Source organism: Janthinobacterium agaricidamnosum (assembly GCF_003667705.1).
Taxonomy (GTDB): Bacteria; Pseudomonadota; Gammaproteobacteria; order Burkholderiales; family Burkholderiaceae_D; genus Janthinobacterium.
In genome coordinates this window covers 4,361,680-4,385,518 of the sequence record NZ_CP033019.1, presented here as the reverse complement: position 1 = coordinate 4,385,518, position 23,839 = coordinate 4,361,680, and the positions used below count along the sequence as shown (strand labels likewise).

The 23,839-nt window shown below is 62.9% G+C and carries 16 protein-coding genes; 9 read left to right on the top strand and 7 right to left on the bottom strand.

From position 1 onward, the window contains the following. The first annotated feature begins 130 nt into the window (after nucleotides 1-130). The 3 genes from D9M09_RS29165 to D9M09_RS19805 all read left to right on the top strand — a co-directional run bounded on the left by D9M09_RS29165 (nucleotide 131) and on the right by D9M09_RS19805 (nucleotide 2,526). The gene (locus D9M09_RS29165) at nucleotides 131-319 is read left to right on the top strand and encodes a hypothetical protein (protein ID WP_162995754.1); all 189 of its coding nucleotides are present in this window, start codon (nucleotides 131-133) and stop codon (nucleotides 317-319) included. Then, nucleotides 297-1,871 carry a hypothetical protein gene (locus tag D9M09_RS19810; RefSeq protein ID WP_162995753.1) on the top strand — a complete coding sequence of 525 codons (1,575 nt, stop codon included), beginning with the start codon at nucleotides 297-299 and terminating at the stop codon, nucleotides 1,869-1,871. The genes D9M09_RS29165 and D9M09_RS19810 overlap by 23 nt, the downstream gene beginning before the upstream one ends. 331 nt (nucleotides 1,872-2,202) lie before the next feature. Further along, complete coding sequence (locus D9M09_RS19805) at nucleotides 2,203-2,526, top strand: hypothetical protein (protein ID WP_070311015.1); 324 nt, start codon at nucleotides 2,203-2,205, stop codon at nucleotides 2,524-2,526. 285 nt (nucleotides 2,527-2,811) lie between these two features. On the opposite strand, the gene D9M09_RS19800 is transcribed toward D9M09_RS19805, so the two are convergent. Together D9M09_RS19800 and D9M09_RS19795 are read right to left on the bottom strand one after the other, a co-directional pair. Then, nucleotides 2,812-3,348 carry a hypothetical protein gene (locus D9M09_RS19800; RefSeq protein WP_070221418.1) on the bottom strand — a complete coding sequence of 179 codons (537 nt, stop codon included), beginning with the start codon at nucleotides 3,346-3,348 and terminating at the stop codon, nucleotides 2,812-2,814. Nucleotides 3,349-3,365: 17 nt separating this feature from the next. Further along, the gene (locus D9M09_RS19795; RefSeq protein ID WP_121670205.1) at nucleotides 3,366-5,600 is read right to left on the bottom strand and encodes a serine/threonine-protein kinase; all 2,235 of its coding nucleotides are present in this window, start codon (nucleotides 5,598-5,600) and stop codon (nucleotides 3,366-3,368) included. 291 nt (nucleotides 5,601-5,891) lie between these two features. Between D9M09_RS19795 and tssF the strand changes: the two genes are divergently transcribed. From tssF to D9M09_RS19765, 6 genes are all read left to right on the top strand, one after another. Further along, complete coding sequence (tssF, locus tag D9M09_RS19790) at nucleotides 5,892-7,724, top strand: type VI secretion system baseplate subunit TssF (RefSeq protein ID WP_121670204.1); 1,833 nt, start codon at nucleotides 5,892-5,894, stop codon at nucleotides 7,722-7,724. Further along, nucleotides 7,685-8,713, top strand: coding sequence for a type VI secretion system baseplate subunit TssG (gene tssG / locus D9M09_RS19785; RefSeq protein WP_083286936.1), 1,029 nt, complete (start codon nucleotides 7,685-7,687; stop codon nucleotides 8,711-8,713). The genes tssF and tssG overlap by 40 nt, the downstream gene beginning before the upstream one ends. Before the next feature lie 48 nt (nucleotides 8,714-8,761). Next, the gene (locus D9M09_RS19780; RefSeq protein WP_121670203.1) at nucleotides 8,762-11,506 is read left to right on the top strand and encodes a type VI secretion system Vgr family protein; all 2,745 of its coding nucleotides are present in this window, start codon (nucleotides 8,762-8,764) and stop codon (nucleotides 11,504-11,506) included. Nucleotides 11,507-11,530: 24 nt separating this feature from the next. Then, on the top strand, nucleotides 11,531-13,780 hold the full coding sequence (locus D9M09_RS19775) for a T6SS effector phospholipase Tle3 domain-containing protein (RefSeq protein WP_070311017.1): 2,250 nt from the start codon (nucleotides 11,531-11,533) through the stop codon (nucleotides 13,778-13,780). A gap of 595 nt (nucleotides 13,781-14,375) precedes the next feature. After that, nucleotides 14,376-15,191, top strand: coding sequence for a hypothetical protein (locus D9M09_RS19770; RefSeq protein WP_240453426.1), 816 nt, complete (start codon nucleotides 14,376-14,378; stop codon nucleotides 15,189-15,191). 28 nt (nucleotides 15,192-15,219) lie between these two features. After that, nucleotides 15,220-15,483 carry a PAAR domain-containing protein gene (locus D9M09_RS19765; protein WP_070221412.1) on the top strand — a complete coding sequence of 88 codons (264 nt, stop codon included), beginning with the start codon at nucleotides 15,220-15,222 and terminating at the stop codon, nucleotides 15,481-15,483. Here the strand turns inward: D9M09_RS19765 and D9M09_RS19760 are convergent. From D9M09_RS19760 to cphA, 5 genes are all read right to left on the bottom strand, one after another. Then, on the bottom strand, nucleotides 15,480-16,802 hold the full coding sequence (locus D9M09_RS19760; protein WP_121670202.1) for an aspartate aminotransferase family protein: 1,323 nt from the start codon (nucleotides 16,800-16,802) through the stop codon (nucleotides 15,480-15,482). The genes D9M09_RS19765 and D9M09_RS19760 overlap by 4 nt on opposite strands. A gap of 83 nt (nucleotides 16,803-16,885) precedes the next feature. Continuing rightward, a complete protein-coding gene (locus D9M09_RS19755; RefSeq protein WP_230505722.1) occupies nucleotides 16,886-17,782 on the bottom strand; it encodes a MurR/RpiR family transcriptional regulator in 897 nt (298 codons plus the stop codon). A 44-nt stretch (nucleotides 17,783-17,826) separates the two neighbouring features. Further along, a complete protein-coding gene (locus tag D9M09_RS19750) occupies nucleotides 17,827-18,111 on the bottom strand; it encodes a hypothetical protein (RefSeq protein WP_162995521.1) in 285 nt (94 codons plus the stop codon). A gap of 173 nt (nucleotides 18,112-18,284) precedes the next feature. After that, on the bottom strand, nucleotides 18,285-20,948 hold the full coding sequence (locus tag D9M09_RS19745) for a TonB-dependent receptor (RefSeq protein ID WP_240453425.1): 2,664 nt from the start codon (nucleotides 20,946-20,948) through the stop codon (nucleotides 18,285-18,287). Between the two features lie 282 nt (nucleotides 20,949-21,230). Further along, on the bottom strand, nucleotides 21,231-23,801 hold the full coding sequence (gene cphA / locus D9M09_RS19740) for a cyanophycin synthetase (RefSeq protein WP_121670200.1): 2,571 nt from the start codon (nucleotides 23,799-23,801) through the stop codon (nucleotides 21,231-21,233). Between the last annotated feature and the right edge of the window lie 38 nt (nucleotides 23,802-23,839).

The following is a 23,839-nucleotide window of genomic DNA, read 5'->3' as shown; positions in this document are numbered from 1 at the left end:
GGCATGCTGCGCTCTGGCGATTGCAGCTGGAAAGACGCTGGTCATAGGGCCGCTCTCAAAAGCAACAGGTGGCAACAATCATAAACTCGTTTATCATTATTCGACCTGATGCCATCGCTTTCTGTTGCCCATGCTGATATATCTCGATGCCGCCATGCTGGAAGAGCCGGAAAGGAAGACACTTTCCCGTTTTTTTAGAAAGCCCTTTACCGACGAAAGTTGTGCGCTGGTGGCATCTGGCGCAGGTTTATCGGGCGCTGGCAAGCTCAATGCCGACGTGGCGAGGTGGAACATTGTTGTCGCAGGTGCACCAGGCTGAGCGCGTCTTTCAGCAGGTCGCGCAGTTGGGACCTGACCAACTTCCGCTGGTGCCGGAACTGGTGCTCGCCCGACAGGTCGAACTGCTGGAGGAACTCGTCCGCGATCACGCCGACTTCGTTCATCAGCGCAGCGAGCAGCCAAACCAGCGGTTCAAGCTCGACGCTGACAGCAGCCGGGTTGCCGTGCGTGCATTCAGCTTCCACGAAGTGGTCTTCCTGACGCTGATGGGGATATTGGAAGCGCAGGTAACGCGCCAACTGGTGACGTTTTCCTTCACGCCGCACGGTGGAGAAATCTTGTACAACCGGACGATCACAACGACCATGGAGGTGCAGTCTCAACTGTCGTTGACGCTGGTGCTGCGTGACGTTATTACCCACCTGCGTCATGGCGACCTGACCCGCACCGCCAGCATCCTGACACTGTTGCGGCCCGAGCTGCTCGACACGCTGGAAGACGCTTTTCTGGACAGTTTCTTCTCTATCGGCACGTATATGGCACGCGATGCCTCCTCGTCGGAACTGATCAGCGGCGCGCGCGAACTGTGTCGTTGGTTCGCGCTGCTTGAAATTGTCCGACTCGCCGACGAAGCGGGCGTCATACCGAACGATGCTCTATGTGAGCGACTTGAACTTGATCGAGACCTGCTGAACCTCGTGCTGGCTGATCGCGCCGCTGCTATTCCATCTAATCGCGGCATTTACGTGCACGCTGGCGGCTGCCTGAGCCTGGGAAAAACGGGGCTCGGACACGCGGTCCATTGCTGCAAATCCGCCGCCTTGAGCGGGGAGCAGGCCCGTGACCTCGGCGAAAAATTTGAAAAGGAAATTACGGAATACATCACGCGACGCGTTTCTCCAGCGGATTATGTGGTGCGGGCCGGATTCAAGCGGAGCGAAAATGGCAAAGGCAAGATGTACGACTGCGACCTGATCATTTTCGAGGTGGCGCGGCGGCAGATATTTTTCATCCAGGCGAAGTGGAAGCGCAATAGCCGTACGGCTGATCTGGGCGATGAATTGAATTATTGGGGCGGCAAGAATTGGCCGCTGACGAAAGGCGTGAAGCGACTGGTCGCCTTGCGCCAACGACTTACGGAAAAGGACGTGCTTGCAAAGATTAAGGGCGCACTGGGCGATATCAGGCTGACCGACCAGCATATTCTCGCGAACTCGCATTATGTCGTTGTGCACACGCTGCCGTCTTTCAGCGCTTATCAGATCGATGGTGTCGCAATCTACGAATGGAATCTGTTCCGCAGGCTACTGCAAAGGGGCGCAATGGAGCGTAGCCTGTGGACAGGCGGGCCGCATGCCGTGGCCATCGTCCTGCCCGAGCATCGGCATCACACTATGCTGAAGCTCGAAGACCCAAATCAGGTTCTGGACTATTTTTACACGATGGCCGGTGGCAATCTGGCGCAACTGCCGCGCGAAAAACAAGACCGAGAGCAGGCGAGGTATGGATTTGATCTAGCATTGCCATCTGCATTGCTATGGTGCCGCATGAGGGGAAACGCCACGCTGCGCGTCATACGTCCCTACACTTAATCGATTGGATAGACTTTTCTCACCGGCCATACCAGCAACGCACACCTTTCCGCGACGCGGCGAAGTAGCCCGCCAGCTCAGGCTCAGCACCTGGCCACAGCACCAAAGGCACGCAGCATAAGGCCACAGAGCATCAGGACCACATCACGAAAGGAAGAGTCATGTCGCTGAGCGCCGTTCCTGGAAGGATCCGCAAATTGCAGGTGGTCTCGCGCTCTTCCTCGTGGGGCTGGTGTGGGCATCCGTCGGAACGGCGGCTGTGGATGCCGAGTCAGTTCCTGGCGTGCGCGCCGGAGCCGAGCTCAACGCTGACATCCTTGGCCAGTAGCGGTTGACGAAGGTGATCGACGCCGCCGACATCGCCTCGATGTCGGACCGGCAGGCGCGCGCGTTGATCGGCAAAACCGTCGCGGTCACCAAGGACAAGTTCGTGTTTAATGGAGCGGCGTGTGCATCGCCGAGCTACGAGCGAAGCGTCAACGACTTGGCGCGCTCGTTTCAAGAGCAGGGGCATGTGAGCTCGGCAAACATGGGGTTGCCCGACCCGGTCACGGAGATCGACGTCTGCTGCACCCACCTCTTTTTGAAGGAACCGGGCCGCATCCTGGTCTATTGGAACGGCTTTTATTTCGATGCGGTCAGGACAAGGAAGTGAGTGGCGTCAGAATGGTTATGTCACCATCCATATTACTGAAATTTGGCACTGGAACTGGCGAAGGTCGCGGGACACGCCCATTTTTCAAAGTCGGCCGAGGCGGAGTAGATACCTGCGAGGAAGGAATATCTCCAGCCAACAACGCGTCTACTACTGACGGTCAGCACACTAGCTTGTGTGCTGACATAAAGCCTGGCGTCATTCGCGTTTTACAGGGTAGTGGCGCGTAAGGGCTCGCGCCCTGTTCCAGTAATGCGTTTCTGTTTCAGCCAGTGGTGCCAGACCTTAAAGAGCGACGGTACCGCCGACCGAACTTTCCGGGTCGAAAGAAAATACGCGCAGTTCCGGTTGAACGTCTTCGCCGCGCATAATGCGCACGGTCATGACGAAGGACAATTCCCAGCGACCGGCAGCATAGCCTACGTCCAGATTGTGTTTCCACTCCTGGCGGATGCGGTGCAGGGGCGGCAGTTCCGGTTCGCCCAGCAGTTGCTGAATTTCGAAGTCCAGTGGTAAATGATAGGTGGCGCCCACGGCTTGCAAGAATGGGGATGGCGGCGAGTACACGGTCGGTACTTTCGGACCGATTTGCGTCAATTGCGGTACGGTGATGATGCAGCAGTCGACGATCTGGAACGAGGTGAAGCCGCTTTCCTTGGAGCCACAGCAGGTAACGTCGAGGTAAACGTGCTGGCCTTTCTGGAAGTGTACGCCGCCCATGTAGGGACCGTGGCGGGGGTCTGCCGTTCCATCGCACGAGGTGAAGCTGTAATCCAATTGGTTGGTGATTTGATCTGCATCGAAGTGTACGGATAGCTTCATCCAAGGGCTTACAAGTGTCATTTTTTACTATCTCTTTCCATGTTGATAAGAAATTGCTGGTAGCGGGCATCTCGCCGCAGGTTCAACAGATCGGGGGCCGAATCGATCAGGTTGATGGGGTAGCCGAGTTTGGAGGCATGTAGCACTGCCTGAATCGCTTCTGTACGATTGCCAAGTAACTCATGGGTCAAGGCTGCTCTGAAATGGACATCAGCGCTGTCAGGTGCAATTGAAATAGCTTGCCGCATCCGTTCCATGGCATATTTTTTTTCTCCCAGATAGGCTGAGTACAGCGCCATACGGGAGTTAAAGGTGGCATTGTCAGGCTGGCGCGCCAATATCGGCTTGAGCAATGTGACTGCGCGTTGATAAGATTTTTTGGAGGCGGCGGCTTGTGCAGGGATCCAACGTTGTGCATCAGCAAGGTTAGCCCAAAGCATATAAATGCCAGGGCCACCCTTATTGGATGAGACTGCATTTTCAAAAGCCTGCACTGCTCCTAAATAGTCGCCTTTCGCAAAGAGGCTTGTACCAAGGTTGCTGTATAGCTCCCAATGCGGTTGTAGTTGCAAGCCTTGTTGAAGTACTTGAAGTGCCTCATCATTGCGATTCTGGCGTAGGAGAACCGCATTCAGATAGGCGTAGGCGTTTGACGATTGCGGGTCCAGTTTTATGCTGGTGCGGAAGGCTTGCTCTGCCATTGCATAATCTGTTTGACGATAACGCATCATGCCTAAGAGCAAAGGGAAAAGGCGTTCGCGTGGATAAATTTCGATGGCCTTGTCCAGCGTCACTTGAGCCAAGTCAAATTTACTTGCCTGTATCAACAGGCGCGCTTTGCCTGCAAGTCCCAGCATATTATGTGGATCGAGATTGAGCGCAATCGCCGTTGCCTGCATTGCCGCATCCTGCTTGCCTTGAAGATCCAGAACCCAAGCATGGGCGACATGGGCCAGCGCCACTTGATTGTCGGACATCAGGGCCTGCTGGGCACTGGCATCGGCGCGCTGGAGCCAGGTATCATCGCGGCCATCGCCAATATAGCGCAGGCTGTAGGCGAGGGAGAGACCTGCCGCTGCGGCCGCATTGTGCGGACTATGCTTGAGTACCGTGTTGAAATGTTCGATCGCTTGCGTCTGGCTGGTCTCGCGGTCGAAAACCCGCAGAGCTTCCATACCGGCTGCCATGCTGGCGATTTCCGAAAAAGGTGCGGGCGCTTCTTTGGCTGTGATGAATGACTTCACTGTGGAAGAAATGATTGGCATTTGCCATGCAGCCAAAGCCAGCAGCGCAATCCCGGCAGTGATTTGTAATGTGCGCTTGCGTGGAATGGGCAAGCGGATAGAGACTGCGGGCGCCACATCTAATGGCGGTGGCGTCGCCACGACAGGTGTTGCCAATGTTGTCGTCTCTCTGTGCCCCCCCCCTATCGCCTCGCGCACGTCGCGCATGGTGCGTGGCCGTTCGGCCGGATCGTGCGCCGTCATCGCGCGCACGAGGGCGTTGATGGCGGGCGGGACGGAGGCGGGCAGGTCGGGCCACGGTGCCGTCGCCTGCATGTGGGCGGCGGCCAGGGCCAGGCCGTTCAGATGGGCGAAGTGGCGCTGGCCGGCCAGCATTTCGTACAGCATGGCGCCCAAGGCATACACGTCGCCGCGCGTGTCGGGCAGGCGGCCCATCAGGCGCTCGGGCGCCATGTAGGCGATGGTGCCCTGCAAGTCGCACAGGGTGGTCGTTTGCGTCGCTTGCGGGTCGATGTGGCGGGCCAGGCCGAAGTCGAGGATGCGCACCTTGCCGTTTGCTTCCAGCATCAGGTTTGACGGTTTCAGGTCGCCGTGCACGAGGTCCATGGCGTGCGCCTCGTCCATCGCATCGGCGATCTGGTAGGCGATGTCGAGCGCCGGCCGCAGGTCAGCCTGGCCGCCGTGCATGAACTGGCCCAGGGTCTGGCCTTCGACCAGTTCCATGACGATGGACTGGCCCGTGCCCTGGCCCTCGATGGCGAAGATGCGCACGAAGGCCGCATGCTTGAGCGAGGCGGCCAGGCGCGCTTCATTGATGAGTTTTTCCGGATGCAGCACGTCGGCTTGCGGTTTCAGGCGTTTCAGCGCCACGCTACGGCATAGCTTGGCATCCCAGGCTTCGAAGACATGGCCGAAACCGCCCTCGCCCAGCAAGCGGCGCACTTCGTAGTGCCCGCTGATCGTGTCGTCTTGCGACGGGGTCTGACGCAGGGAGTCGAGCAGTTCCATATACCTTGGCTTCGGAGTGCATCAAGGTGCGCATCAGGCATCGGAGAGGGAATTGCGATGGCTGTGTGCGCAAAATGATTGATTTTGAGTAACTTCCTGATTTAAAACGATTGTTTCGAATAAGTCAATTAGTATTGACAAGGAGTGAACAAAAGTTGCTGGCGTGGGCGAGGCATTGCTTGCCGATTCATGCTTGCAATCTTGTTCAAACTCAATTTTCCTTTTCCCCGCTTCCTCAATAATGCAGATGGGGCTGTACCTACATGTGCGGGTCAGGCGTTGGGAGCGGGCATGGATGAGTTGTTGCAATTTTACGAGCGCGAACTGGGCACCTTGCATGCGCACAACCAGGCGTTTGCCCGGCGCTATCCGGCCATCGCGGGGGCGCTGGGCATCCAGGGCGGCGACATGGGCGACCCGCACCTGGCGCGCATGCTGCAGGCGTTTGCCATGTTCAACGCACGTACGGCCAAACGGCTGGCCGATGGTTTCGGCACCTTCAGCGAAACCTTGTTGGAGGTGAACTTTCCCCATTATTTGCGCCCGTTTCCTGCCTGCGCCATTGCCCGCATCGATAACGATCTTGCGACGGTGACCGAGCCGGCCATGATCCCGCGCGGCACGGTCATGCATGCTGCCGAGCATCAGGGCGTCACCTGCAAGTTCACCACCGTCTACGATGTCGCCGTGGCGCCGCTGCGCCTGTCCGACGTGCGCTTTCAGTCCATCGTGGCGGCGCCGCCCGCACTGCGCCTGACGCCGGACTTGGGGGCGGCGATCAGCGTCACGCTCGAAGCGACGGGCGCCACATCCACACTGGACGGGCTGCCGCTGCCGATGCTGCGCCTGTTCCTCGACGGCGAGCCTGCGTTTTGCGCCACCTTGCGCGATAGCCTGTTCCTGCGCACGCGCCGCGCCTGTGTGGAAGTCGATGGCGCCTGGCATGCGCTGGACGCGGTGCCCTTGCATCCGGTCGGTTTTGCCGCCGAAGACGCCTTGATACCGGCCCGAGCCGCCTCGCATCCTGCCTACCGCCTGCTGGGCGAATGGTTTGCCTTTCCGGATAAATTCAATTTCGTCGACCTGGACATGGCCGCGCTGCGCCCGCTGTTGCCTCCGGCGTGCCGGCGTTGCACCGTGCATCTTCTGCTGGCCGACGTGCAGGCCGATGCGGATATCGCGCGCATCCTGCGGCCCCTGTCAGCAAGGCATCTGGTGACGGGATGCACGCCCGTCGTCAACCTGTTCCGCCAGGCGGCCAATCCCATCCGCCTGACGCACGCGAGCGCCGAGCATGTGCTGCTGCCATCGGTCAGACAGGCGCATTGCTACGATATCCACAGCGTCGACAGTGTGCAGGTGCTCGGTGAAACGGCGCAGGGCGCCGCGCTGGACACGTTTTACCCGTTTTATTCGATGCGCCACGGCGAGGCGGGCGGCCGTCAGGGGCGCTACTGGGTGACGCGGCGCGACGAAGACATGGCGCTGAGCAATCCCGGCTACGACATGCGCATCGCCTTTGTCGACGGCACCATGCAGCCGCTGCACGACGCCACGCAAACGGTGTCCATCATGCTCACCTGCAGCAACCGCGATTTGCCCAGCCGCCTGGTGTTCGGCAATGCCGCGGGCGACTTGCGCCATGACGGGGTCGCCAGCGCCTTGCCGGTGCGCCTGCTGCGCAAGCCCAGCGCGGCTTGCCGCTTCCCTGCGGGAGTGGCGTCGCACTGGCGGCTGATCGCACAACTGTCCCTGAATCATCAGTCGCTGAGCGAGCAGGGGTTGCCGCTCTTCAAGCAAATACTCGAGTTGTACAACTTGCCCGGTTCGGCCAGCGCCGCGCGCCAGATCGCGGGCATGACGGGACTGCGCCAGCGCGCCGCCAGTACCTGGCTGCAGGATGAGGCGGGCGGCAGCCTGGTGTTCGGCATCGACGTCCTGCTATCCGTCGATGAGGACGCCTTTGTCGGCAGCGGCTTGCATGCGTTTGCTCAGGTGATCGAACGTTTTCTCGGGCTGTACGTGCACCTGGGCTCGTTTACCCGCCTGATCGTCTTGTCGCAGAAGACTGGAAAGGAGTTGCTGTGCTGCCTGCCCCGCAATGGAAACCAGGCGCTGGTGTAGTCGCGCGCCTGCTGGCCGACCCGTCCGGCACCACTTTCTTTCAGGCGGTGCGGCTGCTGTCTGCCTGGCTGATGCAGCAGGGTATCTCGCAGGAGCAGGTGTTTGATGATTGCCTGCGCCTGCATGGCAGCGCATCGCTGTCGTTTGCGCCGGGAGAAATCGAACAGCTGTGGCTGGAGCAGGAAGCAGATGGTCATACGCAGGTGCATGTGCGAGCGGCAATGCTGGGTTTTTTGGGCGTGCATGGCAGCTTGCCGCTGCATTACACGGAAACGTTCGCCCGCCACGAACGGCAAACGGGCGATGGCGGTCCCCGTGACTGGCTCGATACGCTGTCGCAGCGCGCGCTGGCCCTGTTTTACCAGGCCTGGGCACGTTACCGCATCGAATGCCAGATGGACGCCAACGGCGGCGATTTCCTGCCCCTGCAACTGGCCCTGGCCGGTGCCTGGCCTGCCGAGGTGGCACGGCAGGCGGATGGCTTGCCTGCGCATGTGCTGGCCCATTACGCGGCCTTGCTGCGGCATCGGCCCGTGGCGGCCGATGTGATGCAGGCGGTGCTGGCCGAGTATTTTGGCGTGCCCGTGCGCATGCAGCGTTTTGTGGGTGCCTGGTTCCGGCGCGCGCCGCAGGAGCGCACCCTGCTGGCCACCGCGCACGCCCGGCTGGGGCACGGCGCCATGCTGGGCGAGCGCTGCCGGCGCGCCGACTTGCGCGTGCGCCTGGTGCTGGGACCGTTGGAGCGCCGTGTCTACGAGGATTTCTTGCCCGGCCGGACGGGCGCGCTGGCCCTGCGCCAGATGCTGGCGCTGTTCGGCTTGCCCGGCGTGGGCTTCGAGATACGCCTGGTGCTGCGGCGGGAAGACGTGCGCACCTGCGTCCTGGGCATGGGCGCCTGCCTGGCGCAGGATGCCTTTCTGGCCGGCAAGCTGCCGGCTCGCGACCGTGACGACATGCATTACGACATACGATTCGATGGTTCCGCCTGAGACCGCCATACATATTGTGCCCCGATGACCGCTGGAAGGAAGAAAACCATGGAAGACTTCGCGCAATGGCTGGCCGTGGACAAGGCCTTGACCGCTGGTAACCGAGCCTTGCGGCTGCGCCTCGCTTATCCGGAAGGCAGCAATGAGGATGTCTTGCTGCCGCAGCGCATCAGCGGAAGCGAGGCCGTCTGCGGTGGCCTGGAATACCGCATCCTGTGCGTCGCCACCGAAGCGCGGTTGCCGCTGAAACAGTTCATCGCCGTGCCGGCCGAATTGCAGATCGTGACGGACCAGGGGCAGCTGCGCAGGGTCTGCGGCATCGTCGCCGAAGCGAGCGCGGGGCAAAGCGATGGCGGTCTGGCGACCTATCAACTGGTGCTGCGCGACGGCCTGGCGTTGATGGAAAAACGCGTCAACACGCGCGTGTTTCGCAACAAGCATGAATTGCAGATCGTGCAGCTCCTGTTTGAGGAGTGGCGGCAGGGCAATAGCGTGCTCGCCGCCAGCCTGGATCTCACCATCGATGCGGCGCTGGCGGCGCGCAGCTTGCCCGTGCGCGAATTCACGATGCAGCACAATGAATCCGATGCCGCCTTTATCCGCCGCCTGCTCAGGCGCCGCGGCATCGCCTGGTGTTTCCAGGCGGCAGCGACCGCCAGCGCGAACGCCACCACCATGCCCGTGCATGCTCTGCTGCTGTTCGACGACGCCAGCCGCCTGCCGGAAAATGCGGCCGGCACGGTACGCTATCACCGCGACGACGCCACCGAGGAAAGGGATACCGTGACGGCCTGGAGTGCGGTGCGTCGCTTGCAAGCGGGAAAGTTCGAATGCTACAGCTGGGACGATGGCCACCCGCACAGTCCGCAGTTCATGGCCACGCAGTCTCACAGCGGAGCAGATCAGGGCGGGAATGGCAATCGCCTGGCGGCCAGTCTCGACGACTATATCGTGGAGCCGCCGCTGGCCGCCGGCAGCAATGACGAATTGCGGCAATTGGGCCAGCTGGCGATGGCACGTCACGACATGGACAGCAAGTGTTTCCAGGGAGAAGGCTGCGTGCGCGACTTTTGCGCGGGCCAATGGTTCAGCCTGGAAGGGCATGCCGATATCGACTGCCACCCGGTGGCCGAGCGCAGTTTCGTCATCACGGCCTTGAACGTGGCTGCCAGCAATAACTTGCCGACAGGGCTCGATGCCAGGGTCGGGCGCCTGTTTGCACAGAGCGGCTGGCAGTGCGATGCCGCTCTGGCACAAGGGGCCGGCGCCGATGGCCAGGCGGCTTTGCGCTACCGCAACCGTTTTACCTGCGTGCGGCGTGGCATCGCCATCGTGCCCGCTTTTGATCCGCGCAGCGATTTCCCCGTCGTCCGCCTGCAAAGCGCGCTGGTCGTCGGGCCTGCCGGCGAGGAAGTGCATTGCGATGCGCTGGGGCGCGTCAAGGTGCGTTTTGTTGCGACGCGCGCGCCGGACCACGCGCATGCCAACGGTTCCGGTGCTTCCGATACGGAGCGCGATTCGGCCTGGGTGCGCGTGGCGTCGAGCTGGACCGGCAATGGCCCGGGCAGCGGCAAACAATGCGGCACCTTGAGCTTGCCACGCATCGGCGCGGAAGTGCTGATCGATTTTCTTGGCGGCGACCCGGACCGGCCCATCATCGTGGGCCAGCTGTACAACGCCGTGGGCGCGCCACCCGGCCTGAGCAGCCGCGGCGCCTTGCCGGGCAACCGTTATCTGTCCGGCATGCGCAGCCGCGAAGTGCGGGGCGGGCGCGGCAACCAGCTGTGCTTTGACGACACGCCGTCGCAAATCAGCGCGCAACTGGCCAGCGACCAGGCGGCCACGCAATTGAACCTCGGCTACCTGACCGAGCCGCGCAGCGACGGCGTAGGGCGGCAGCGCGGCGACGGCTTTGAATTGCGCAGCGACGCCAGCGGCAGCGTGCGCACGGCCCGCTCGCTGCTGATTTCGGCCTGGAAACAGCTGGGTGCCAGCGGCAAGCAGCTCGACGGCAACGAGCATGCCGCCGTGATGAAGGAGTGCCTGGAATTGTTTAGCTCCTTGGGCGAGTTTGCCGCCCAGCACCAGGCACTGGCGCTGGACGCGGCCGGCAGCAAGGCGCTGGGAGCGGCGATTGCCGCCGACCAGCCCGCCGTCAGCATCACGGCGCCCGAGGGTGTGGCGCTGAGCACGCCCCGGACCATTGCCGGCAACGCGGGCGCGAATATCGACATGGTGGCCCAGCAGCATCTGCAACTGAGCGCGGCCCAGCGCTGCAACGTCAACGGGGGCAAGGGCATTTCCCTGTTCGCGCACCAGGATGGCATCGTGCAGGTGGCCCATTTCGGCAAATTTTTGCTGCAAAGCCAGCACGACCTGCTGCAGGCGGACGCCGCCAAGGACATCCGCCTGACGGCCGGCACGCGCCTGGTCGGCATGGCGCAGGACGAAATCACCTTCATGACGGCGGGTGGCGCCTACCTGAAACTGTCCGGCGGCGCGGTGGAACTGGGCGGTCCCGGCGCACTGACGGTGAAGACCGATGGCCACCACTGGAGCGGCCCGGCCAGCATGAAGGCGGAACTGCCCACCTTCGGCGAAGGCGAGCTGGGCCGCGTGCCGCGCTTGCTGCGTCCCACCGACGGCTTGCCCGTCGAAGGCGTGGAAGTGCACATCGAGCGCGAAGGCGACAGTCCCTTGACGGGCGTCAGCGGTGCCGACGGGCGCGGGCCGAAGGTGGCGACCGACCACCTGCAGCGGCTGAAGGGATTTTTCTTCCGCCGCCGTTCCTGAACCCCCGTCACTGGAGAGCACACCATGCAATTCGATCCCCACCCGCCGCTGTGCGACGACCCCGAAATCGATATCCTCGGTCAGTTTTCCTGCAACGCCAATTTCCAGAGCAGCGACCGGGACACGCTGCAGCAACTGCCGCTGCCCGGCATCGTGATCTTCGTGCACGGCGTCAATTCCGATGGCGAGTGGTACGCGGCGGCCGAAGAGGGACTGTGCAACGGCCTCAACGAACGCCTCAAGCGTTCCTGCCATCATATGCAGCACCGTGGCGTGGAAGGCGGCGAACTGAAGCCGGTCAGCTATGGCGCCGAAATCACGGCCGAAGGCTTTCTCCATCCGGAGATGTCGGCCGATACCTTGATCCGCGATGCCGGCACTTTTTCTCCCGTGATCCGTTTTCGCTGGGGCTACAAGGCTTCCGGCGAGGAACTGCAGCAATACGGCAAGTGCATCTACCTGAACGAAGACAATTACTGGGGTGGCGGGCCGTTTGCCAATGGCTGCAGCGCGCTGGCCGACCTGTGGAAGGACGGGCTGAGCGAGGGTTTATTCTTGTGGAACACCATCCAGCACATGAATCCCTTCCCGGAACGGCAAGTGTACAGCTGCCCGCCGCGCCCGTATTTCGTGCTGGCCGCCTACCGCCTGGCCAAGCTGGTCGAAGCCATCCGCCAACAGCAGGCCGACGTGCCCGTCACCATCGTGTGCCACAGCCAGGGCACGATGGTGGCGATGGCGGCGGCCTTTCTGGGCACCCGTCTGCCCAAGGTGGATGGCGTTCCCTGCGTGGCCGACAACTATGTGATTTGTAATTCGCCGTACAGCCTGGCGAAATGCAATAGCGCCGAGAACTGGGTGGCCGGCAACCTGCGCGCGGCGGACGGCAGCACGGGCAGGGTGACGGTGCAGGCGCGCATCGCCACCTTGAAAAACTTCTTTGCCATCATCGGCCAGCGCGCCAGCCTGGGCGAGGTGCAGACGGACGAGGAAATCGACCGCTGCATGGCCAATCTGGAGCACGGTTTTTCCGCCGCGGCGGACCGCGAGCAATACGGGATTGCCGGCGCCGCCCGGGGCGGCAAGAAATCATCGTATGGCAGGGTGACCATCTATTGCAATCCGCACGATGTGGTGGTGTCGTCCGTGGCCATCGAGGGCATCGGCTGGCGCGGCCTGTCGGGTTCGCTGGCCAAGGACGGCAAGGACGGCGGCGAACTGGCTGCCACCGAGGCGGCAGGCGTGTGCGTGCAGCGCGTGTTTGCCCAGGGTTTTGAGGTGGGCAAGCAGGGCAGCTATCACTACTGGCGCGATCACTGGCGCAAGCCTGCGTCGGGCGGCAACGATTTCTGGTTTCCGGCGCAGAAATATGCGTCGTATTCCATTAAACAGGGCGTCGAGGCCAGTCAGGAGAGCCGCTTGTCCACCATCCTGACGGTCGGGTTTGCGCCCCTGTTCATCGTGGCCACGGGCCTGGCTCGCAGCCCCTGCAATGCCTCGCCCCACAAAGATTGGAAAATCGAACTGAACGCGCCCGACTTGCTGCCGCCCTTTAAGCCGCAGTCCTTGCGCTTTGGCCAGACCAGCGAGGAATTCGACGAAGGCTACGAGCCGCCCGGCGAATCGCGCCAGGCCGGCAAGCAACGCGCGCCCGGCGACGATTACCTTGCCGATCATGAGATTCCGCCCGGCGGCTTGCAGGGGCTGGCTGGGAAAAACGAAGCCAAACGCATGGACAGGGCCAGGGGCACGGCCGATGACGAGGCGCGCCTGCGATTCGAGCAGCGCGCGGTGATACGCGCGCAAGCCGTACGGGAAGGGAAAAGTCCCGAGGGTCAAAAAGTGCAACAGGAAATGCCCAACGCCACGCCCGACGCCGAGTACCTGCAATGGCGCAGCACGCGGGTAGGGGAAATGATGTCCAGTCAGGCCGGCGCCTACGCCACCGACCATTCCACCATCCTGACCAACCCCATGCACTCAGAGCGGGCGCTTGCGTATGACGTGGCGGTGGGCGTGTGCCGCATCAAGCCGGACCAGCTGCGCAAGTTGAGGGTGGCGGCGGATTGGCGGTTGTTGAGGGCACTAAATAATACTGAATCCGCTAAATTGTTCGAAGAATATTTTAATGATGGGAAATTGCATGGTTTGACCATTACTCAATGGTCTCAGCAGACTGGTGGAGAAGGAAATCTTCCTGTATCCATAGTTGACGTGAGAGAGAACCCTGCTCTTGATTCTCGTCCTAATTTCGGTGAACGAGCATTTTTATAAAGAGAAATCACATTTCATATAAATTCCTAAATATTAAGTAAATATTTATCTTGTTGGAGATCATGTCATGGCTAGATCTATATTGTTATCTATACTCGGTGCGTTTTTGATTGTTTTAGTTTTGTCAGCTTGCGCCCGTTTACGTACATCGGCAAACATAGTGACTCCTGTCGTTCCTATTGATGGATCTTTAGTGCAGAGACCATTTCTGGCTCAGGTAGTCGGGTTGCAATGGTTAAATCCTTTGCATCGTAGAGACTATCCCACTGAATGGCAGCTACTTTGGACCCTTGGCCTGGCACGGCCTAATCCGAACGATGATATGGTAAAAGAAAAACCTGAAAAATATTCTAAGTTGCAGAGTATTGCCTCCATTGCTATAGGTAATGAAGGCTCTGAAACTTTCGATGGATACCATGAAAAATACATTAATGAGTTAATGAACTTGTACCATGATGTGTATTACTCCGACTCGGAATATTTTTATAACGTTCATTCAGCCGAGGACAAATCACGCTGGCGAGAGTTGGCTGGTATTCATATCGAATATGCCCTGCCAGAAGGTAAGCTCGATCCGGTCGAAACGATAGCATTTGTGCGCAAAAGAGTTGCAAGGACTTTTAGCATCGGCAACATCCACTCTCCCACCCTGTGGACCCGCTCCACCCCACCCGACGTCCGCGTCACCATGGGCGGCCCCAACGCCGGTTTCACGTCACTTTCCGCCGCGCTCGACTATCTGCAAACCCACCCCAAGGAAACCGTCTGGGCCATGAATTGGGATGCGCCCAGCCGTCCCCTGGACCGGCAGATCAACGAGAACCTGGTACTGCTGGTGCTGGCCGGCCCCGACTTTAAAACGGAGCGGGCGCCGCTGGCGTGGCTCGGCTATCCGAGCACCAAACAGGTGGCGGATTTTGAAATCAAAAAGGGCGAGCCGCCGCGCCTGGTGAAGGCGTGGACGGCGGCCATCGAAGAGGCTGCGGCTAAGGCCAATCAAGCGGAAACCGGGATCGGTTATGTCATCCACGACGCTGGCAATACGCATCAGGATTCGTCCGCGCGGCTCGGTGCGCTGGCGCAGACGCTTACCGTGCAATTGCCGGAATTCGATCTGTTGAAGCAAAGCTTCAATCTGACGGCCGTGCTGGGCGAGACGGGCGCGGGCACGGCGCTGACGAACGTGGCGCTGGGCATCGCTTACGCGCACCATTTCGGTAAACCCGTGCTGGTGGCCGGCACCAGCGACCTGCTTGCCCCCGTGGCGCTGGTGGTGGCGCCGCCCGCCGTCGTGCGGCCGATCCGGCCCGACAAACCGTGGTTCCGCGCGCGCAGCGGCAACCATGCATATCTGCCCTGGTGGGGCTTGCGCCACGATGCGCGCGAGTATTACCAGGGGTTTTCGCAATGAGGCGTTTGACCTATTCAAGGAGAAGAGCATGCGTGGCGTGATCCGCTTGAACGACCCCACCAGCCACGGCGGCAAGGTGGTAGGCGCGGCGCCGAACAGCACGGTGCTGGGCGTGGCCGTGGCGCGCAAGGGCGACCCTTGCGTCTGCCCGATCAAGGGCCATGTGCGCTGCGTGATCGCCGAGGGAGATCCGCAGGTGCTGATCGATGGCGTGCCCGTGGCCTTCGAGGGGCACAAGACGAGCTGCGGCGCCAGCCTGATCTCTACCGTGGGCAACAGTGGGCGGCCTTAGCTGATGCAGGCGTCGATGGCCATGCCCAGCTTGTCAACGATTTCCTCGACGTGGCTGGTGTCGATGATGTAGGGCGGCGCCAGCAGGATGTGGTCGCCGTGCAGGCCGTCGATGGTGCCGCCCATGGGGTAGCACATCAGTCCGTTCTGCATGGCTTGCGCCTTGATGCGCGCGTGCTGGCGGCGGGCGGGGTCGAACGGCTGTTTGCCGGCGCGCTCCTGCACCAGTTCCAGCCCCAGGAACAGGCCGCGGCCGCGGATGTCGCCCACGTGCGGGTGCTCGCCGAAACGCTGGCGCAGCCGCTCCTGCAGCAAGCTGCCCATGGCGCGCACGTTGGCCAATAAATCGCGCTCCTCGATCTGCCGCTGCACGGCCAGGGCGGCGGCGCAGGCCGTGGCGTGGCCGATATACGTGTGGCCGTGCTGGAAGAAGCCCGTGCCGGTGCGGATGGTCTCGCGGATGTCCTTGGACACCATCACGGCGCCGATGGGCTGGTAGCCGGCGCCCAGGCCCTTGGCGATGCAGATCAGGTCGGCAGTGATGGCTTCCTGCTCGCAGGCGAACAGGCTGCCCGTGCGCCCCATGCCGCACATGACTTCGTCGAGGATCAGGAGGATGCCGTGGCGCTGGCAGATGGCGCGCATGCGCGCAAAATAGCCGGCGACGGCGGGCAGGGCGCCGGCCGTGGCGCCGACGACGGGCTCGGCGATGAAGGCCATGACGTTCTCCGCGCCCAGTGCGGCGATATGGTCTTCCAGCTCCTGGCCCAGGCGCGCCACGTAATCAGCATCCGTTTCATGCGCCTGCTGGTCGCGCCAGGCATAGCAGGGTGATACGTGGGTCACGCCAATCAGCAGCGGTTCGAACTGCTGGCGGCGCCAGGCGTTGCCGCCCGTGGCCAGCGCGCCCAGGGTGTTGCCGTGATAGCTCTGGCGGCGCGCGATGACGTGGCGGCGCTGCGGCTGGCCCCGCTCGACGAAATACTGGCGCGCCATTTTCAGCGCGCTTTCCACCGCTTCCGAGCCGCCCGAGACAAAATACACGCTGTCGATGCCGGCAGGCGCCCGCGCGACGAGAAAATCGGCCAGCTGCTCCATCGGTTCGCTGGTAAAAAACGCGCTGTGCGCGTACGCCATCGTGGCAATCTGCCGCTGCACGGCGGCGGTCACGGCCGCATCCGAATGGCCGAGGCAAGAGACGGCGGCGCCACCGCAGGCGTCCAGGTAGCGCTTGCCGTCGGCATCGATCAGGTAGGGACCGTCGCCGCCCGCGGCGACAGGGTAGGTGGCGGTCAGGCTGCGGTGGAAGACATGGCTCATGGCATCGCTTTCTTATCGGCAAAGGGGGAATGGCCGATTATAGGAGGCGTTGCGCCGCATTGCAACGATTGATGTATTTTGTTTTAATTTGCATCATTCGATGTTTTTGCATAGGCGCCCAGCGCCCGCAGCTGGCTTTCCGCCGCGCCGATGGCCGTGACGGCATCCGGCCCCGCGCGCGCCACCAGCAATTCCACCAGGCTTTCCACGGCAGCGACGCCGGCCACGATGGAAGGGAAGAACGAGGGGCTGTCGACGGCGATGACGATGCTGGCGTCTGCCTGCAGGGCCAGCGGCGACATGGCGCTGTCGCTGATGGCGACGACCTGGCAGCCGGCCTGGCGCGCCGCCTGCGCCACCAGCAGCGCTTCGCTCGAATACGGCGCGAAGCTGACGATGACGACGGCTTCGCCCGCCTGCAGGGCGCGCAAGTCCATTTCCAGGGTGCCGCCCTGGCCGCTCAGCAGCTGCACGCTGGGGCGCACCAGCCGGTACAGGTAGTGCAGGGTGTAGGCGATCGGATGGGCGGCGCGAAAGCCGGCCACGTGCACGCGGGGTGCCGCCTGCAGCAGGCTGGCGGCCGCGTCCAGGGCGGTGTGGTTGGCGCTTTCCGTGGCGGCCAGGTTGCGCTGCTGCGCCGTGAACACTTCCGTGACCAGGTCGCGCTCTTTCCCCTCTTTGCCGGCCAGCGCGCCCGCCTTTGCCGCATAGCCGGCCTGGCCCGCGCGCAGGCGTTCGACGAAGATGGCTTTCAGTTCGGGCCAGCCGGCAAAGCCCAGCTGCTGCGCCAGGCGCACGAGGGCGGCCGACTGCACCTGCGCGCGCGCGGCGATGCTGCGCATCGATGAGACGGCCACTTCGTCCGGATGGTCGGCCAGGTAGCGGGCACCGGCCTGGAATTGCGGGCTCAGTTCCGCATGGCGCGCCTTGATCAGGTCCATCAGTGCCGCATAGGAATCGTGGGGTGTCGCTGCCTGCATCGCCGTGCCTCATTTGATAGGTTGCGGCGATGGTACAGGATTCGTCAGCGCGCCGGTAGCGGCGCGCCTTGCACCCGGGCGGTCGTGCGCGGACGCAGGCGGGCAAACAGATGCGGCCCGGCCGGTTTGCGGCGCGGTCCCGTCGTCAGCACGCGCAAGGCGGTGGGCAGGGGCACGTCGTGGCAATGCAAAAACAGGGCGGCGGCGCCCGTGCCGGCCATTTCCTGCAAGGCCAGCGCATGTTCGACCAGCGCCGCCGTGCGCATGTCGAGCCGTACCGGGATGTCGGGTTGAAATAACTGTGTGTCGATGGGCCGTGCATCGCGCATGCTGTCCCCCGCCGGGTTCGCTAGTCAAGCTGCTAGCATAAAAGCGCCCCGACGCCATCGCTTTGCGCCAGATCAATTCCACTGTCGGATAGATTCCATAGAGCAAAAAAAACGCCAACCGTTGCCGGCTGGCGCTGAAAACCCTCGCAAGGAAGAAAGGGGGGGGATATGAGTTAGTAGCTCCAGCGGACGGACAAGCCGACGACCTTGTCATAGCGCCGCACATCGCGCACATAGTCGGGCGTGTCGTGGTAGTCGCGGTAGGTCGAGTCGAGCAGGTTGTTCGCGTCCAGCGTCACCGTGGTGTTCGGATTGAGCTTGTACGAGACCGATGCGTCCAGGGTCTTGGTCGGCGCCACGGTCAGGTGGATGCCCTTGCCGCGGTAGTTGTAGTCGTCGACATATTTGTCGCGCCAGCTGTAGGCCAGGCGCGCCGACCACGGTCCCTGTTCGTACAGGCCGACGATATTGGCCGACCACTTCGACATGCCCGTGAACGGGTGCACGCTGCCATTCAACTCTTCCAGCTCGCCCGTCATGTAGGTGGCGTTCGCCTGCAGGCCCAGTCCGCTCATCCAGCCGGGCAGCTTGTCGTAGAACTGCTGGTAAGCCATTTCCAGACCTTGCAGATGGCCCTTCGAGGTGTTGCGCGGACGCGTGATGTCGTACTCGATGCCGCCGTACGTTTCCTTGGCCGAGCCGGAGAGGATGTAGTTCTTGAAATTGTGGCGGAACACGGTGGCCGTGACGGAACCCGTCTGGGCGAAATACCATTCCAGCGCTGCATCGAGGTTCTTGCCTTCCACGGGTTTGAGGTCGGGATTGCCGCCGCTGCCAGTCGGGCGCACCATTTCCAGGCTCTGGCCCAGGCTCACGCCGGGGTTGAAGTCGGCGAAGTTCGGGCGCTGCACGGCTTTGCCGGCGGTCATGCGGGCGATCAGGTCCTGGCGCAGCAGGGCTTTCAGGGTCAGGCTGGGCAGCACGTCCGTATCCGACGTCTTCACGCGCACGGGCGTGACGATGCCGTTTTGCGAGGAATTGCCTTGCAAGTCCTGCTTGGTCTGCACCACGCGCACGCCCAGCGTGCCATCGACCGGTACCTGCGCCAGGTCAAAGCCGATGCGCGCCTTGCCGTAGACGGCATTGGTTTTTTCCACATCCTTGTAGTGGGTCATCGGATCGTCCGGGCTGCGTTCGCTGCTGCCCGTAAACAGCTGGCGCAGCGCGGCCGTGTTGTTGAGCATGAAGTCGCGGCAGGGCGTGAGCCAGCTTTGCAGGCCGAAGTTGCCCGTGTTCTCGTGCGAGGCGCAAGCCAGGCCGGGAATCGCGTCCGCAGTCATAATCGACGTCAACCCGCCCTGGCCATTTTTTTCGCGGATCGATTCGGCCTTGCGCTTGGCCAGGCGCACGCCGCCCGAAAATTCGCGGAAAAAGCCCGTGCTGTCCATGTCGTAGGTAAGGTCGCCGCGCCAGTCGGTCGAGCTGCCTTCGTCGTGGCTGTGGTTATCGTAGAAGCCGAGCAGCGTGTAGTTCTTCGGGTCCAGCATGTTGTAGCCGGGGTAGCTGATCTGCGCGCCGCCGTTCACATTCGTGCTGCCGATCACGCTGGTCGGGTGGGCGAGGAAGTCGAGGATGGGAAATTCGCGCTCGAAGTTGCTCACCGTGCGCGCCAGCTCCGTGGTGGCGCGTAGCTGCGGCGTGATGTCCCAGCGCGCGCCGATGGCGCCTTGCGAACCGATCGAGCGGTCGCGCCGCGCCTGTGTCGAACCGAGGGTAAACGGCGACCACGGGCCGTCGATCTTGCCCACCGTGGCCGCCTGGCTGGTACCGGGGATCAGGGTGATGTCCGGGTTCTGGCCCCAGGGCAGCGAACCGACGAAGAACTGGCTGTCGAACGCATGCTTGATCAGGGTCGACATGCCTTCCGCATACACTTCCACCTGCGAGTTCGGGCGCCACTGGAAAGCGGCATTGGCCGCGTAGCGCTTGCGGTCGCCCACGGTCGGGATCATGCCGACGGAATCGGGGCCCGTGATGTTGCCCGCTTCGGGGCGTTTGACGGGTTCGGCGTTCCAGATCGTCTCGTCATAGTATCTGCCGCGCTGGTAGGACAGGCCGAGCAGGGCGCCGAATTCGCCGTATGGGGTCTTCCAGCGGTTCGAGACCATGCCGCTGACGTTCGGGTCCGTCGAGCCGGCCTTGTCGCGGTGTTCGGCGCGCACATTGCCCGATGCCGTAAAGCCCTTGAAGTCGAACGGGCGGTTGGTGCGCACGTCGATCACGCCGGCCGTGCCGCCTTCGACCATGTCGGCGCCCTGCGATTTGTACACGTCCACGCGCTGCAACATGGCCGTCGGAATGTCGGCCAGGTACAGGCTGCGGCCCACCGAGGTGAACATCTCGCGGCCGTTGAGCAGGGTCACCACGCCGGGCAAGCCGCGGATGATGACGGTGCCCGCCTCGCCGCTTTCGCGGCGGATCTGCACGCCCGTCACGCGGCCGAGGATTTCGGCCACGTTCTTGTCGGGGAATTTGCCGATTTCATCGGCGACGATGGAGTCGACCACCTGGTCGTTGTTTTTCTTGATCGTCTGCGCGCTCTGTGCCGCCCTGCGCACGCCCGTAACGGCGACGACGGCGATGCCGCTGTCGGCTGCCACCGCCGGTGCTGTTTCTGCTACTTCTGCCGCCGGTGTTTCTGCGGCAGGCGCCTGTTGCGCCCAGACGGACGCGCTGCTCAGCAGGCCGGCGCCGGCCAGCGCGGCCACCGTGGCCTTCAAGGTCAGACGTGTGTTGTGCCGGGACGTGCGGGTGCCCGTTGCCATCGATTGCTTCATCTTGTCTCCACCTGTATTTTAGTTATGTTGAGAACGCTGCGGCAGTCGCCGCCAGAGCTGGAACCTGCTCAAGAAACATGGTAGGTGGGAATGACTTTGCCCCACAAATGACTTCTTTTGCGAAGTCAATATCAATTCCGGTATCCCTGCTGCATTCATGCGCCCTGGCGGCGCACCCAGGCATCGCTGTTCGCTGCCGATGAAATGCGCGCCGGTGCGCCGGTCGCGCAGGGGCGAAAAAAAAGGCGGCCCGCAGGCCGCCCTTGTGCGCAGTTGGCGCGCTTACGCTTCGGCGACGCGCATGGCGATGTGCGCCAGCGCTTCTTCCACCTGGTCGATCAGGATCAGGCACAGATCGCCTTCGCTCAAACGCGCCAGGGCCTTGTCGATGGCGACGAATTCGCCGTTGATTTCATCGATATGGCTGGTGCGCTTGGCGCCGTCCAGGCCCTGGCGCAGCAAGGCCACGACTTCACCGTCGGCGCGGCCGCGCTGGCACTGGTCCTGGTACAGCAGCACGTCGTCGAAGGCGGCGCCGAGGATTTCCGTCTGCTGACGGATGTCTTCGTCGCGGCGGTCGCCGGCGCCGCTGATGACCACCGAGCGGCGCTTGGCCGGCATGCTTTCGACGGCCTGCACCAGCGCCAGGATGGCGTCCGGATTGTGGCCGTAGTCGGCGATCAGGGTGGCGCCACGATAGTCGAACACGTTGAAGCGGCCCGGCGCGTTGTCGGCTTCATTGGCAAAGGTTTTCAGGCCCAGCGCGATGGTTTTCCAGTCCAGGCCCACGGCCCAGGCGGCGGCCAGCGACGCCATGACGTTGTCGACCTGGAAGCCGATGGCGCCGTTGCGCGTAATGGGCACTTGCGACAGGGCGATTTCGTGGCGTTCCTTGCCTTGCGCCGCGACCAGCTTGCCGTCTTCCACGTACACGACGCGGTTGCCCTGCGCGCGGTGCGTGGCCATTACGGGATGCGTCTTGTCGGCGGCGAAGAAAGTCACCGTGCCGCTGCAATTCTTGGCCATGCGGGCCACGGCCGGGTCGGTGGCGTTCAGCACGGCCACGCCGCTGTCGGCCACGTTCTGCACGATCACGCGCTTCAATACCGCCAGGTCTTCCACGGTGGTGATGTAGTTCAGGCCCAGGTGGTCGCCCGCGCCGATATTCGTCACCACGGCGACCTGGCAGCGGTCGAAGGCCAGGCCTTCGCGCAGCATGCCGCCGCGCGCCGTCTCGAACACGGCCGCGTCCACGTCCGGGTGCAGCAGCACGTTGCGCGCGCTGCGCGGACCGCTGCAGTCGCCGCTGTCGATCTGGCGTCCTTCGATGTACACGCCATCCGTGTTCGTCATGCCGGTGCGCAGGCCGGAGGTGGTCAGCAGGTGGGCGATCAGGCGCACGGTGGTGGTCTTGCCGTTGGTGCCGGTGACGGCGACGACGGGAATGCGGCCATCGTCGCCCTCGGCGAACATGGCGGCGATGATGGCTTCGCCGACGGGACGCGGCTTGCCGAACGACGGCGCCAGGTGCATGCGCAAACCCGGTGCTGCGTTGACTTCGACGATGCCGGCGTTCTGCTCTTCCAGCGGTTTCAGAATGCTGTCGGAAACCACGTCCACGCCGCAGATATCGAGGCCCACCATGTGCGCGGCCGCGACGGCGCGCGCCGCCACTTCCGGATGCACGTCGACGGTGACGTCGGTGGCCGAGCCGCCCGTCGACAGGTTGGCGTTATTGCGCAAGATCACGCGCTGGCCCACGGGCGGCACGGAGTCGGCCACGTAGCCCTGCTTGGCCAGGCTGGCCAGGGCGATGTCGTCGAAGCGGATTTTCGTCAGCGAGGTGGCGTGGCCGCTGCCGCGGCGCGGGTCCAGGTTGACCTGGTCGACCAGTTCGCGCACCGTGTGCTGGCCGTCGCCCACGACTTGCGGCGGGTCGCGGCGGGCCGCTGCCACCATCTTGTTGCCGATGACGAGCAAGCGGAAATCGTGGCCCGGCAGATAGCGTTCGACGAGGATGTCGTCGCGGAATTCCTGCGCCGCGAGGAAGCCGGCCGTCAGCTGCTCGCGCGTGGTGACATTGACGGTAACGCCCTTGCCCTGGTTGCCATCCTTCGGTTTCACGACGACGGGCAGGCCGATCTCGCAGGCGGCGGCCCAGGCGTCGTCCGCGTCGACGGCGACACGGCCTTGCGGCACGGGCACGCCGGCCGAATCGAGCAGTTTTTTCGTCAGTTCCTTGTCCTGCGCGATGGCTTCGGCAATCGCGCTGGTGCCGTCCATTTCGGCGGCCTGGATCTTGCGCTGCTTGCTGCCCCAGCCGAACGTCACCAGGCTGCCTTCGGTCAGGCGGCGGAACGGGATGTTGCGGGCCACGGCGGCGTTGACGATGGCGCCCGTCGAAGGGCCCAGGCGCACGTCTTCATCGAGTTCCTGCAGCTGGTGCAGGGCGCCGGCCAGGTCGAACGGCGCATCGTCGAGCGCGGCGCGGCACAGCTGCTGCGCCAGTTCCAGCGCCAGGCGGCCGACGGCTTCTTCCGAGTATTCGACGACGACCTGGAAGATGCCCGTTTCCAGGGTCGGCGTGGTGCGGCTGAAGGTGACGGGACAGCCGGCTTGCGCCTGCAGGCCCAGCGCCGCCAGTTCCAGCACCTGCGCCATCGGCGCGGCGTTGTAATTGCCCAGCGGTTGCAGCGGGCTCAGTTGCGGAAAGCGCGCGCGCAGGCGGGCTTCGAAGCCGGGCAGCTGGGCGATGTCGAGTTCCTGCGTGGTGCAGGAAACAATGGCTTCCACGGCAGTGTCGTGGCTCCAGAGGTTAGGGCCCCGCAAGGCCCGTACGCGAGATACTTCCATAATTAAACCGTAATCCTGTTGTGTTCTTGTGGGCCCGG

Coding starts and splice junctions, on each gene's coding strand:
- D9M09_RS29165 (WP_162995754.1), top strand. CDS start 131: ATGCTGATATATCTCGATGCCGCCATGCTGGAAGAGCCGGAAAGGAAG.
- D9M09_RS19800 (WP_070221418.1), bottom strand. CDS start 3,348: ATGAAGCTATCCGTACACTTCGATGCAGATCAAATCACCAACCAATTG.
- D9M09_RS19795 (WP_121670205.1), bottom strand. CDS start 5,600: ATGGAACTGCTCGACTCCCTGCGTCAGACCCCGTCGCAAGACGACACG.
- tssF (WP_121670204.1), top strand. CDS start 5,892: ATGGATGAGTTGTTGCAATTTTACGAGCGCGAACTGGGCACCTTGCAT.
- D9M09_RS19780 (WP_121670203.1), top strand. CDS start 8,762: ATGGAAGACTTCGCGCAATGGCTGGCCGTGGACAAGGCCTTGACCGCT.
- D9M09_RS19775 (WP_070311017.1), top strand. CDS start 11,531: ATGCAATTCGATCCCCACCCGCCGCTGTGCGACGACCCCGAAATCGAT.
- D9M09_RS19765 (WP_070221412.1), top strand. CDS start 15,220: ATGCGTGGCGTGATCCGCTTGAACGACCCCACCAGCCACGGCGGCAAG.
- D9M09_RS19760 (WP_121670202.1), bottom strand. CDS start 16,802: ATGAGCCATGTCTTCCACCGCAGCCTGACCGCCACCTACCCTGTCGCC.
- D9M09_RS19755 (WP_230505722.1), bottom strand. CDS start 17,782: ATGCAGGCAGCGACACCCCACGATTCCTATGCGGCACTGATGGACCTG.
- D9M09_RS19750 (WP_162995521.1), bottom strand. CDS start 18,111: ATGCGCGATGCACGGCCCATCGACACACAGTTATTTCAACCCGACATC.
- D9M09_RS19745 (WP_240453425.1), bottom strand. CDS start 20,948: ATGAAGCAATCGATGGCAACGGGCACCCGCACGTCCCGGCACAACACA.
- cphA (WP_121670200.1), bottom strand. CDS start 23,801: ATGGAAGTATCTCGCGTACGGGCCTTGCGGGGCCCTAACCTCTGGAGC.